General features: G+C 63.2%; 11 protein-coding genes and 1 riboswitch. Of the genes, 9 read left to right on the top strand and 2 right to left on the bottom strand.

What is annotated here, in order from left to right:
* Positions 1-39: 39 nt before the first annotated feature.
* The 3 genes from bufB to IEX16_RS04045 are packed head-to-tail and all read left to right on the top strand — an operon-like array spanning position 40 to position 2,377.
* The gene (gene bufB / locus IEX16_RS04035; protein WP_188706841.1) at positions 40-942 is read left to right on the top strand and encodes an MNIO family bufferin maturase; all 903 of its coding nucleotides are present in this window, start codon (positions 40-42) and stop codon (positions 940-942) included.
* A complete protein-coding gene (locus tag IEX16_RS04040) occupies positions 939-1,742 on the top strand; it encodes an HvfC/BufC N-terminal domain-containing protein (protein ID WP_188706844.1) in 804 nt (267 codons plus the stop codon). Before bufB ends, IEX16_RS04040 begins: the two co-directional genes overlap by 4 nt.
* Before the next feature lie 23 nt (positions 1,743-1,765).
* Positions 1,766-2,377: a DoxX family protein gene (locus IEX16_RS04045; protein ID WP_229676157.1), complete on the top strand. Its 612-nt coding sequence runs from the start codon at positions 1,766-1,768 to the stop codon at positions 2,375-2,377.
* Here the strand turns inward: IEX16_RS04045 and IEX16_RS04050 are convergent.
* Positions 2,330-3,532, bottom strand: coding sequence for an ammonium transporter (locus IEX16_RS04050; RefSeq protein WP_188706846.1), 1,203 nt, complete (start codon positions 3,530-3,532; stop codon positions 2,330-2,332). The two genes, IEX16_RS04045 and IEX16_RS04050, sit on opposite strands and share 48 nt — an antisense overlap.
* 144 nt (positions 3,533-3,676) lie before the next feature.
* Positions 3,677-3,856, top strand: a riboswitch (yybP-ykoY riboswitch).
* Between the two features lie 10 nt (positions 3,857-3,866).
* On the opposite strand from IEX16_RS04050, the gene IEX16_RS04055 reads away from it, so the two are divergent.
* From IEX16_RS04055 to IEX16_RS04080, 6 genes are all read left to right on the top strand, one after another.
* A complete protein-coding gene (locus IEX16_RS04055) occupies positions 3,867-4,430 on the top strand; it encodes a TMEM165/GDT1 family protein (RefSeq protein ID WP_188706848.1) in 564 nt (187 codons plus the stop codon).
* Positions 4,431-4,607: 177 nt separating this feature from the next.
* Complete coding sequence (metX, locus tag IEX16_RS04060) at positions 4,608-5,882, top strand: homoserine O-acetyltransferase MetX (protein WP_188706850.1); 1,275 nt, start codon at positions 4,608-4,610, stop codon at positions 5,880-5,882.
* Positions 5,876-6,475: a methionine biosynthesis protein MetW gene (metW, locus tag IEX16_RS04065; protein ID WP_188706852.1), complete on the top strand. Its 600-nt coding sequence runs from the start codon at positions 5,876-5,878 to the stop codon at positions 6,473-6,475. The genes metX and metW overlap by 7 nt, the downstream gene beginning before the upstream one ends.
* A gap of 280 nt (positions 6,476-6,755) precedes the next feature.
* Positions 6,756-7,658, top strand: coding sequence for a chromate resistance protein ChrB domain-containing protein (locus IEX16_RS04070; protein WP_188706854.1), 903 nt, complete (start codon positions 6,756-6,758; stop codon positions 7,656-7,658).
* Positions 7,658-9,022 carry a chromate efflux transporter gene (chrA, locus tag IEX16_RS04075; RefSeq protein WP_188706857.1) on the top strand — a complete coding sequence of 455 codons (1,365 nt, stop codon included), beginning with the start codon at positions 7,658-7,660 and terminating at the stop codon, positions 9,020-9,022. Before IEX16_RS04070 ends, chrA begins: the two co-directional genes overlap by 1 nt.
* A 54-nt stretch (positions 9,023-9,076) precedes the next feature.
* On the top strand, positions 9,077-10,912 hold the full coding sequence (locus IEX16_RS04080) for a SulP family inorganic anion transporter (RefSeq protein WP_229676158.1): 1,836 nt from the start codon (positions 9,077-9,079) through the stop codon (positions 10,910-10,912).
* Here the strand turns inward: IEX16_RS04080 and IEX16_RS04085 are convergent.
* The gene (locus IEX16_RS04085; protein WP_188706861.1) at positions 10,896-11,723 is read right to left on the bottom strand and encodes a DUF72 domain-containing protein; all 828 of its coding nucleotides are present in this window, start codon (positions 11,721-11,723) and stop codon (positions 10,896-10,898) included. The genes IEX16_RS04080 and IEX16_RS04085 overlap by 17 nt on opposite strands.
* Positions 11,724-11,784: the final 61 nt, after the last annotated feature.

An 11,784-nucleotide genomic window follows, 5' to 3' on the forward strand; every position in this document is an offset into this window, starting at 1 on the left:
CTTGCCTGAGCTGGTATCCCGAAGCGCTGGACGTTCAAGGTGAGCCGCTTCCCCCAGCTCACAGGTCCCGAAGCGGTGACCACTGGTATCGGTTGGCGGCATCCGCACTACGCTGAGCTGCTGGCCAGCCGGCCTCCTCTGGACTTCCTGGAGGTGCATTCCGAAAATTTTTTTGCGGCGGGCGGTGCGGCCCTGGCGGTGCTGCAGCAGGCCCGCGCCATCTATCCCGTCAGCTTGCATGGGGTGGGTCTGGCACTCGGTTCAGCGGCCGGCCTTGATTTGTGGCATCTGGACCAGTTGGCGCGCCTGGTCGACCGCATTGAACCCGTGCGCGTCAGCGACCACGCCTGTTTTGCGCGCGGAGCTGTCAACGGCAGGCTTGTGCATGCAGGCGATCTGCTGCCGATTCCCTTCAATGACGAGTCGCTCGATGTGCTCTGCAGCAACGTGCAGCAGGTGCAAGAGCGGCTCAAGCGGCCCTTGATGGTCGAGAACCTGTCGGCCTACCTCACGCTGGCGGGCAGTGACCGCAGTGAAACCGAATTTCTGACTGCGCTGACGCGGCGCACGGGTTGCCAGTTGCTGGTGGACGTGAACAACATCTACGTCAATGCGCTGAACGCGCGCATGGCGGGAGACCAAGCCGGCGACCCGGCCAGCGTCTGCCAGGCCTGGCTGGACCAGATTCCGCCCAACGCGGTGGGTGAAATCCACCTGGCCGGACATTGCGTGATGGACGATATCGTGATTGATGACCACGGCAGCCGCGTGGCGCCTGAAGTCTGGCGCATTTATGCACATGCCATCAACCGCTTCGGCGCCGTGCCGTCCTTGATCGAATGGGACACCGCCGTTCCGCCCTTGTCGGTGCTGCTGGACGAGGCGCAGCAGGCCCGCGCGCTGGCTTTGTCGTGTGGCGGGCAAGAGGAGTGGGTCGGGTGAACAGCACGACCAGTCTGGCTGCGGCGCAGCAGGCCTTGCTGCAGGCCTTGTATCTGCCTCGCCAATCAGACGCTATGAAAAACATAGCTACTTACGTCCAAGGGATAAGGGCTGACGACCAAAATCATCTTGAACGCGGGCTACAAACCTACCGCAGCAATGGCCATGCATTGGCGCAGCGGGTGCTGGTTGCAGCCTATCCCGTGGTGGCAGAGCTGCTGGGTGCTGAAAGCTTTGATGCGCTGTCGCGCCATTTCTGGCAAAGCCACGCGCCGGCGCGCGGCGACCTGGCCCAATGGGGCGGGGAGTTCCCGGCCTTTCTCGTTGCGCTGCACGATCTGGTCAGCGAAGAACCTTACCTTCCCGACGTGGCGCGTATCGAATGGGCTTTGCATGCCTCGGCCACGGCGGCCGATGGCCAGGCCGACATGTCATCTTTCACCTTGCTTGAAAGCCATGAGCCTTCCGCCGTCACCTTGTTACTTAGCGCGGGCGCCACGGGTTTGGCCAGCCGTTTCCCGGTGGTCAGCATTGTCCAGGCCCACCTGGCGGGTGAGCCCACCTTGCAGGAGGCTGGCGAGCGTTTGCGCGGCCAGGTGCAGGAGGCCGCCCTGGTCTGGCGCCAGGGACTGAAGCCCTCGCTGCGTCACGCGCAGCCTGGTGAGGTCCTTTTTATCGCGGCGCTGCAAGAAAACCGCTCGCTGGCCGACTCATTGGCAGCAGCGCCGGCGTTGGACTTCAATCAATGGCTGGTGCCGGCTGTACAAACCGGCTTGCTGCTGGGTGCAAGTGCCCTGTGAACGAACTCCAAAAAGGACAAAAGATGACGACCAGCCCGACCTCCCCTCTTCAAAAGGTACTGAGCCTCTGGACACGCTTGAGCCGCGCACTCGACATGCTGCAGCCCGCCGCCGCGCTGGCCGCGCGAATTTATGTGGGTCAGGTGTTCTTTCTGTCCGGGCTTACCAAGCTGCGCGATTGGGACATCACCGTGGCCCTTTTCACGGACGAATACAAGGTGCCGCTGCTGCCGCCTGCGGTTGCGGCCGTCATGGGCACGGCCGGTGAACTGGTCTTGCCGGTGTTGCTGGTGCTGGGCCTGGCCGGGCGTTTCTCGGCCCTGGGCCTGTTTGTGGTGAACGCTGTCGCGGTGATCTCGCTCAGCGAGATCGCGCCGGCGGCCCTGCAGCAGCACATCTTCTGGGGCGCCCTGCTCGCGGGTCTGGCGATTTACGGCCCCCGGCACTTGGTCGCTGGATCGCTGGGTGGCGCCCAGGATGCAGCGCTAAGTCAGAACTTCAAGCTGAATCAGCCCCTGGCCCATGCCTGGAAAGCGCCAACAGCTATCAATTCAGGAGCATATCCGCAACCCCCGCGCTACACCGCCCTACCAGTTGACTTCGCGGTCCGGCGTCGAGCCGATGCGGTGAATTGACAGGTCGGCACCTTCGTATTCTTCTTCCTGGGTCATGCGCAGTCCCATGGTGGCTTTGATAACCCCATACACGGTAACCCCTGCCAGCAAGGCCCAACCCACACCCATCGCCGTGCCTATCAGTTGCGCGCCCAGGTTGACCCCGCCCAGACCGCCCAGCGCCTTGCTGCCGAAGATGCCGCAGGCAATGCCGCCCCAGGCGCCGCACAGGCCGTGCAAGGGCCAGACGCCAAGCACGTCGTCGATCTTCCAGCGGTTTTGCGTCAAGGTGAACATCAGCACAAACACCGCACCGGCCACACCGCCGGTGGCCAGCGCGCCCAGCGGATGCATCAGGTCAGAGCCGGCGCACACCGCGACCAGCCCGGCCAGCGGGCCGTTGTGCACAAAGCCGGGATCATTCTTGCCCAGCACCAGCGCCACCAGCGTGCCGCCGACCATGGCCATCAGCGAGTTCACCGCCACCAGCCCGGAGATTTTGTCGAGGGTCTGCGCGCTCATGACATTGAAGCCAAACCAGCCAACGGTCAAAATCCAGGCGCCCAGAGCGAGGAAGGGAATGCTGGACGGCGGGTGCGCCGAGATGCCGCCGTCCTTGCGGTAGCGGTTGCTGCGCGCACCGAGCAAAATCACCGCCGGCAACGCCAGCCAGCCGCCGACCGCATGAACCACGATGGAGCCGGCAAAGTCGTGAAACTCTGCGCCTGTGAAATCCTTGATCCAGGCCTGCACGCCAAAACGCTGGTTCCAGACCACGCCCTCGAACAGCGGGTAGACCAGACCGACGATCACGGCGGTGGCCAGCAACTGCGGGTAAAAACGCGCCCGCTCTGCAATACCGCCGGAGATGATGGCCGGTATCGCAGCGGCAAAGGTTAGCAGAAAGAAAAACTTGACCAGCTCGTAACCGTTTTTGGCTGCCAGTTGCTCGGCTCCGACAAAAAAGCTGGTGCCGTAGGCCACCCCGTAACCGACGATGAAATACACCACCGTGGACACCGAAAAATCCACCAGGATCTTGACCAGCGCATTGACCTGGTTTTTCTTGCGAACCGTGCCCAGCTCCAGAAATGCAAAACCGGCGTGCATGGCCAGAACCATGATGCCACCCAACAAAATGAACAAGGCATCTGAGCCCTGTTTTAGTGCGTCCATAAGGCCCTCGTGAATGGTTTGTAAGTTTTCAGTGCGGAAAAGAGTTGTAAAAACGAAAAGCACCAAAATAAAGCAATAACTGCGCCAGATGGGTGCGCACCAATCTGGGCGTAGTTTCGATAATGAAAGGGAGGCGCAGGGCTACAATCTGGCCTGTCATTGGGGAGTAGCCACCCTTTCAATCCTGAGAGGGGCTTGCGTCAACAGACTTGTCCGTCAAGGACATGGCGCCAGCAGTCCATCGGACCCCGCGAGACCTTTGACTGCACAGCTCCTGCTCAAGGCCGGGGATGCCGTGCAGTCAATGGTTTTCGGCCGGAGTCCGCAGTCTGTCATGGAAGCTTTCCTCGTCTCTACGGGCATCGTCGCCCTCGCCGAAATGGGCGACAAGACGCAACTTCTTGCCCTCGTACTCGCTGCGCGTTTTCGCAAGCCCTGGCCCATCGTGGCCGGCATTTTTGTGGCCACCCTCGCCAACCACGCGCTGGCCGGCGCACTGGGTGCCTGGCTCACCACCGTGGTCGGCCCGCAAATGCTCCGCTACATCCTCGGCGCTTCCTTCCTGGCCATGGCGCTGTGGATGCTGATTCCCGACAAGCTCGAAAGCGACGGCGATACGAAGGCGCCGCGCTTCGGAGTTTTTGCGACCACGGCGCTGGTGTTTTTCCTGGCCGAGATGGGCGACAAGACACAGATCGCCACCGTGATGCTGGCAGCGCGTTACAACGCCATGGCCGCCGTGGTGGCCGGTACTACGCTCGGCATGATGCTGGCCAACGCGCCCGTGGTCTGGCTCGGTGAACGTGTGACGCGCCTGGTGCCGCTGCGCGTGGTGCACATCGTCTCCGCCCTGATTTTTGCGGGGCTGGGGCTGGCGGCATTGCTGATCAAGGTCTGATCCGGGGGCGGACTTACCGCTGCGGGCAGTCGTGGAGGCCATATCCACCGGGGGTATACTTCTTTTCAGCGCCGATTTGCCAGCTTGCGGGCGCTTAAAAAGTTCAGCTAAAGACGACATCCACGACCCGGACTCGCTTTTAGCGACGCCGGGTTTTTTGTTTTGTGGGGGCTTTCCTTGACGCTTGTTGCCACGCCGCAGTCCATGCATTTCGCCGACGCTTTGCCGCTTCAAAGCGGCGCGTCCATTCGTGCCTACGACCTGAGCTACGAGACTTACGGCATGCTCAACGCTGACAAGTCCAATGCCGTGCTGATCTGCCACGCGCTGAACGCCTCGCACCACGTCGCGGGTATCTACCTCGACGACGCGGGCGCACCGGTGCCGCGTTCAGAAGGCTGGTGGGACACCATGATTGGCCCCGGCAAGCCGGTGAACACCGACAAATTTTTTGTCATCGGCGTGAACAACCTCGGCTCCTGCTTCGGCTCGACCGGGCCCATGCAGACCCACCCCGACACCGGCGAGGTCTACGGCGCCGACTTCCCTGTTGTGACCGTGCAGGACTGGGTTGATGCGCAGGCGCGCTTGCTCGACGCGCTGGGCATCCAGACGCTGGCGGCGGTCATGGGCGGTAGCCTGGGCGGCATGCAGGCCCTGAGCTGGACGCTGCAATACCCGGACCGCGTGCGCCATGCCGTGGTGGTCGCCAGCGCACCCAACCTGACGGCTGAAAACATTGCCTTCAATGAAGTCGCGCGTCGCGCCATCGTGACCGATCCGGATTTTCATGCCGGGCACTACGGCCGACATGGTGTGTTGCCACAGCGCGGCCTGCGCATTGCCCGCATGATCGGACACATCACTTATCTCAGTGATGACGTGATGAATGAAAAATTCGGGCGTCAGTTACAGGCCCCCACGCTTGTCGTTTCGCGAGCCTTCGGCGGTACGCTGCCCCTTGCCGAGGATAAGGGGGTGCTGCGCCTGCGGCCCGGCGAAGCCGGTTCCGTGGCCCCGGCTGGTGAAGAAGGGACCCCCCCAAAGCCTGTCGCTTCTCCCTTCAAATACTCGACGCAGGAGGTCGAGTTCCAGATCGAAAGTTACCTGCGTTACCAGGGCGACAAGTTCAGCGAGTACTTCGATGCCAACACCTACCTGCTGATCACACGGGCACTGGACTACTTCGATCCCGCCGCCGCCCACGGCGGCAATCTCACGCAGGCGCTGGCGCAGGCCAGCGCCAAATTCCTGCTGGTGAGCTTCACCACCGACTGGCGCTTTTCGCCGGCGCGCAGCCGCGAGATCGTCAAGGCCCTGCTCGACAACCAGCGCGACGTGAGTTACGCGGAGGTCGACGCACCCCACGGGCACGATGCCTTTTTGCTTGACGACCCCCGCTACCTGGGCGTGGTGCGCTCTTATTTCGAGAGCAAGGTGGCGCCATGTTGAATACCGACGCAAAACTCTCCGCCGACCAGTTGCTGATTGCCCGTCTGGTGCCGCAGGGATCGCGCGTGCTGGACCTCGGCTGTGGCGACGGCGCCCTGCTGGACCATCTGGTGCGCGAACGCGGCTGCACCGGCTACGGCGTGGAGATAGACGACACCAATATTCAGGCCTGCGTGGCGCGCGGCGTCAACGTGATCCAGCTCAACCTCGACGAGGGCTTGGCGATGTTCGGCGATGCAAGTTTTGACGTGGTGCTTCAGATCGATACGCTGCAGCACCTGCGCAACGCCGAGGTCATGCTGTGCGAGACCGCGCGTGTGGGCCGCACCGGCATCGTTGCCTTTCCGAATTTCGGGCACTGGCCGAACCGACTGGCGGTGCTGGGCGGCCGCATGCCGGTGACCAAGGTGCTGCCCTACCAGTGGTACGACACGCCCAATATCCGCGTTGGCACGCTGCAGGACTTTGCCGCGCTGGCGCAGAAGAACCGGTTGAATATCCTCGATTCGTTTGGCCTGCAGGATGGCCGGGAAATCCGCTTCTGGCCGAACGCGCGCGCCGGCCGCGCGGTGTTCAAGTTTCAGCACGGCTAGGGAAGCGCTGAACAAGTCCCCTGCGGCGCGCGATCATCCGGGGTCGGGCGGTCTGCTGCGTTGAATTTCTTGCCAATAGTCAACTATTGGCCGCGAAATTCGCCTTGCATCCCATCCCGATCCGGCTGCCGCACATCCGCCAGGACTTATTCAGCGCTTCCCAAGTCTGGCGTCGCCATCGCGCTGCTGGTAATATTGGTTATCGGGAATTCAGCCTCCCGGCTCTTCACAGAAAGACGGTGTCCCGTCCAAGCGCTGGTAACACTCATTGGAGTATTCCGTGGACACCTCTTTCCCATCCGTTCCCCGCATCACCGCCGAAGAACTCGCTGCCCGCATGGGTCGCGCCGATGCGCCCCTTCTGCTCGACGTCCGGCGCGAGGGCAAATTTGCAGAAAGCCCGCTCATGCTTGCTGGGGCGCGGCGCTGTGCACCTGAAGACATGGCTGCGCTTGCAGCAACCGGGCCGGCGCGCGAGGTGGTCGTGTATTGCGTCCATGGCCACAACGTCAGCGCGGATGCGGCGACGCTGCTCCGCGCTGCAGGCTGGAATGCACGTTTTCTAGCCGGTGGCTTTGAAGGTGGTGAAGACGGCGTGGACGCCGCAGAAGACATCGTCCGATGGCGTTTGACGCCGCTGCCCACCATGCGCAAGCGCGCCGACTGGGGTGTGACCGGCGAGCAGGTGTCGCGCTGGATCACCCGGGAGCGCCCCAAAATTGACCGCATCGCCTGCCCCTGGCTGATACGCCGTTTTATCGACCCGCGTGCCGAATTTTTTTATGTCCCGACTGCGCAGGTCTTCAGTGAAGCGGCGCGACTGAAGGCGGTGGCCTATGACCTCCCGGGCGCACCGGTGACGCACGAAGGGGAATGGTGCAGCTTTGATGGTTTGCTTCGCGCCTTCGAGATTGAAGACCCGGCGGTGGACCGCCTGGCCCGCATCGTGCGCGGGGCCGACACCGGCCGGCTGGCGCTGGAGCCGCAGTGCGCCGGGTTGCTGGTCTTCTCGCTGGGTTTGTCCCGCTTGCATAAGGATGACCACAGCATGCTGGAAGCCGCGATGCCGCTGTACGACGCGCTCTACGCCTGGTGCGCCAGCGAAGCACACGCTGTGTGGCAGGGAAAGTCACCAGAGTGGCATGACTGGAGGCCGGAAACCCTTGCAGGCGCGGTCGCGTGATGCCGACCACCAACCTGCCCGATGGGGTCAGTTTCCGCGAGGCCTTCCGCTTTTGGCTCAAGCTTGGCTTTATTAGCTTCGGCGGGCCGGCCGGGCAGATCGCGATCATGCACCGCGAACTGGTCGAGCAAAAACGCTGGATTTCCGAGAAGCGGTTTTTGCACGCGCTCAACTACTGCATGCTCCTGCCCGGACCGGAGGCCCAGCAACTCGCGACCTACATCGGCTGGTTGATGCACCGGACCTGGGGCGGGGTGGTGGCCGGCGCATTGTTTGTACTGCCTTCGCTGTTCATCCTGATCGCGCTGAGCTGGGTTTACGTCGCCTTCGGCGATGTTCCGCTGGTGGCCGGAATTTTTTACGGCATCAAACCGGCGGTGGCCGCGATTGTGCTGCAGGCGGTCTTCCGGATCGGCGGCAAATCATTGCGAAACCCGCTGTTAGCTCCTGTCCCATGGGCAATTGCAGCTATCAGTTTCATAGCAATTGCGGTGCTGCATGTGCCCTTTCCATGGGTGGTGCTGGGAGCCGCGCTGACAGGCTGGCTGTGTGCGCGGTTTGCGCCCGGCCAGTTTGTGCTGGGCGGGGGTCACGGGTCGGCGCAAGCGGCGCGTGGCCCCGCGCTGATTGACGACGACACGCCCACGCCCGAACACGCGCGCTTCAAAAAATCGCGCCTGGCGGCGGTGCTGGCCACCGGCGCCGTGCTCTGGCTGCTGCCCATGGGCGCGTTGCTGGCCTGGCAGGGCTGGCATGGCGCCCTGACCCAGATGAGCTGGTTTTTCACCAAGGCGGCGCTGCTGACCTTTGGCGGAGCGTATGCGGTACTGCCCTACGTTTACCAGGGGGCGGTCGAACAGTTTGGCTGGCTCACCGGCCCGCAGATGATCGACGGCCTGGCGCTGGGTGAGACCACGCCGGGCCCCCTGATCATGGTGGTGGCCTTTGTGGCCTTTGTCGGCGGCTGGACCAAAGAGGTGCTGGGCCCGGACGCCCTGTTTCAGGGCGCAACGCTTGCGGCGCTGCTGGTGACCTGGTTCACCTTTTTACCGTCCTTCATCTTCATCCTGGCTGGCGGGCCGCTGGTGGAGTCCACCCACGGCAAGATACATTTCACCGCGCCGCTGGCGGCCATCACGGCGGCAGTGGTCGGGGTGATTGCCAGCCTCGCGTTGTTTTTTGCAGCGCACGTTGCATTTCCTGAGAGCGTGACCGCCGGATTTTCTTCGAGCGTGGAATGGCCCGCCGTGGCGATCATGCTGGCGGCCGGCCTGGCGTTGCTGCGTTACAAGGCCGGCGTGATTCCCGTCATCGCCGCCTGCGCACTGATTGGCTTGCTGCTGCGCCTGTCCGGCCTGGCGTGACCGCCGGCAGTAGTTTTCGCCGGGGGCAGGGCAGCCCGCGTTATGCTCATGACCATGCACGGTTCTTCGGAAAACATGGCCTCTGCGCCAGCGCACACATTACCTGAGCGCCTGTTCGGCAGCTGGGTTCACGCGGTCACGCCGATCACCCTGCGCCATGACCTGATGGCTGCCCTGCTGGGCGCGGTGCTGGTGCTGCCGCAGGGCATTGCCTTTGCCACGCTGGCCGGCCTGCCGCCCGAATACGGCCTGTACACCGCCATCGTGCCCTGCATCATTGCCGCGTTGTTTGGCTCGAGCTGGCATGTGATGTCGGGCCCGACCAATGCGAATTCCCTTGCGCTGTTTGCGATGTTGTCGCCGTTGGCCATGGCCTTCAGCCCGGCTTATATCCAGATGGTGTTGGTAGTCACGGTGCTGGTCGGCATCATGCAATGGCTGATCGGTGCGCTGCGGCTGGGCAGCTTGGCCAATTTCATCTCGCCCGCCGCGTTGTTCGGCTTTACCTCGGGTGCAGCGCTGCTGATTGGCGTGTACGCGTTGCCGGACTTGCTGGGCCTGGCGGCGGCCGCAGAACACGGCGCAGCGGCAGTGTTGCTGCATGTGGTCGCTCAACTGCGCGCCGTGCAACCGGCGGCGCTGACGGTGGCCGGTTTGACGCTGGCCGTTGCTTTGCTGGTGCGGCGCTGGCGTCCGAGTTGGCCGTCCATGCTCGCCGGGCTAGTGACGGCGACACTGCTGAGCTGGGCCTGGTCTACCTATGTCAGCGCATCGCCGTTGCCGCTGCGCACCGTCGGTCAGATTCAAACGCCGTGGCCCAAATTTGCGGTGCCCACGGTCAGCTGGTCGGCGCTGTCCGAGTTGCTGGGGCTGGCGTTTGCGCTGACCATCGTGGCGCTGGGTCAGTCGATCTCGATTGCCAAGGCGGTGGCCGCGCGCTCGGGTCAGCGCATCGACGCCAACCGCGAATTCCGTGGCCAGGGCCTGTCCAATATCGTCGGCGGTTTCTTTTCGTCTTATGTGTCCTGCGGTTCGCTGAACCGTTCCATGCCGAATCTGGAGGCTGGCGCACGTACACCGCTGGCGGCGGTGTTCTCGGCAGTGCTGCTGCTTGCGCTGGTGGCGCTAAGTGCTTCCCTGCTGGCGCAGATCCCTATGGCTGCGCTGGCCGCACTGCTGCTGCTGGTGGCCGTGTCGCTGCTGGACATCCAACGCTGGAAGCAGTTGTTTGCGCTGAACCGCACCGAATTTGGTGTCGCATTCGCCACGCTGATGGCGACCGTCAGCATCCGGCTGGAGATGGCGATTTTGCTGGGCACGCTGCTGTCGCTGATGTCCTTTCTGTACCGCACTTCGAAGCCGGCGATGCGCACCATGGGTTTCGACAGCCGGGCGCCGGACCGGCAGTTTGTGGTGCTGGCCGATGCTGCAACGCCGCTGGAGGAATGCCCTCAGCTGAAGCTGCTGCGCATGGAAGGCGAGGTCTATTTTGGCGCGACCCCGCATGTGGCCGATACCCTGCACGCCTTGCGCCACGCGCCGCAGCCGCAAAAACATCTGCTGGTGATGGGCAAGAGCATGAACTTCATCGACCTGTCGGGCGCGCAGCTCTGGGAGGCTGAACTTAATGCGCGCCGCGCCATGGGCGGTGATCTGTACTTTCACCGGCCGCGCCCGGAAGTGATCCAGATGTGGCAGACCACCGGCTTCACCCGCTTGCTCGGACCCGCGCACCAGTTCCCGGACAAGCGCAGCGCGATCGCGACGATTTTCACGCGGCTGGACCCTCAAATATGCCGGCAATGCACGGCCCGCATTTTTGAAGAATGCCGCAGCGTGCCCGGGCCGGATGTCGTGGACTCCCCCGTGCCGGCTATTCCGGCGGTTTGAAGCCCAGCCGTTGCAGCAGGGCCATGGCGGCGGCAGGCGCCTTTTCCTTGGCGCCGTTGATGAAAAACACAAACACGTCTCTGGGCGGGACCTTGGCTTTTGCAGGCTCCAGCCGCGGCAGGTTTTCCGGCTCGCTGCCCTGGGCCCAGCTTTGGGCCGCCGCCGCCCAGGCGTCCAGGGCCTTGGGGGCATAACCGGTCTTGAGCTTGGCGTCGCTGCGCATCAGCCGTGCGTAGACAAAATCCGAGGTGAGATCGGCAAAGGAAGGAAAGTCCGGCGAGTCGGTAAACACGGTCGCGCACTGATATTTGCGCGCCAGCTTCAGGAAGTCCGGCGTCATGAAGCTGGGATGCCGCACATCGAGCACATGGCGCAGTGTGAGACCGTCCGTCGTCTTCGGAAGCAGCGCCAGAAAGGCCCCGAAATCCTCCGCATCAAACACCTTGGCCGGCATGAATTGCCAGACGATGGGGCCGAGCTTATGACCGAGCTCGCTGATACCGCTGTCCACAAAGCGCTGGATCGACTCGCCGGCTTCAGCGAGCACGCGGCGATTCGTGGTGAAACGGATGGCCTTGAGTGACAACACAAAGTCATCGGGCGTCTCGTCGCGCCACTTGGCAAAAGTCGGCGGCTTGAAGCTGCTGTAGTAGGTGCCGTTGACCTCGATGGCGCTGAGCTGGCGGCTGGCGTAGCCCAGTTCCTGGCTGTGCGGCAGCTTGGCCGGGTAAAAATTGTCGCGCCAGGGCGCGTAGGTCCAGCCGCCGATGCCGACGCGGATGCCGGAAGCGGAAGACGACGATTTTTTCATGGTGACCCTTCATCGATGCGCTGACTAGCCTCATGGTTGCAGAAAATGACCCAGCGCGCCA

The sequence above is a fragment of the Polaromonas eurypsychrophila genome (genome assembly GCF_014641715.1).
Classification (GTDB): domain Bacteria; phylum Pseudomonadota; class Gammaproteobacteria; order Burkholderiales; family Burkholderiaceae_C; genus Polaromonas; species Polaromonas eurypsychrophila.

Excerpts from the sequence above, each read along its gene's own strand:
- IEX16_RS04085 (WP_188706861.1), bottom strand. The coding sequence starts at position 11,723 with ATGAAAAAATCGTCGTCTTCCGCTTCCGGCATCCGCGTCGGCATCGGC.
- metW (WP_188706852.1), top strand. The coding sequence starts at position 5,876 with ATGTTGAATACCGACGCAAAACTCTCCGCCGACCAGTTGCTGATTGCC.
- IEX16_RS04055 (WP_188706848.1), top strand. The coding sequence starts at position 3,867 with ATGGAAGCTTTCCTCGTCTCTACGGGCATCGTCGCCCTCGCCGAAATG.
- IEX16_RS04080 (WP_229676158.1), top strand. The coding sequence starts at position 9,077 with ATGCACGGTTCTTCGGAAAACATGGCCTCTGCGCCAGCGCACACATTA.
- IEX16_RS04045 (WP_229676157.1), top strand. The coding sequence starts at position 1,766 with ATGACGACCAGCCCGACCTCCCCTCTTCAAAAGGTACTGAGCCTCTGG.
- IEX16_RS04050 (WP_188706846.1), bottom strand. The coding sequence starts at position 3,532 with ATGGACGCACTAAAACAGGGCTCAGATGCCTTGTTCATTTTGTTGGGT.
- chrA (WP_188706857.1), top strand. The coding sequence starts at position 7,658 with ATGCCGACCACCAACCTGCCCGATGGGGTCAGTTTCCGCGAGGCCTTC.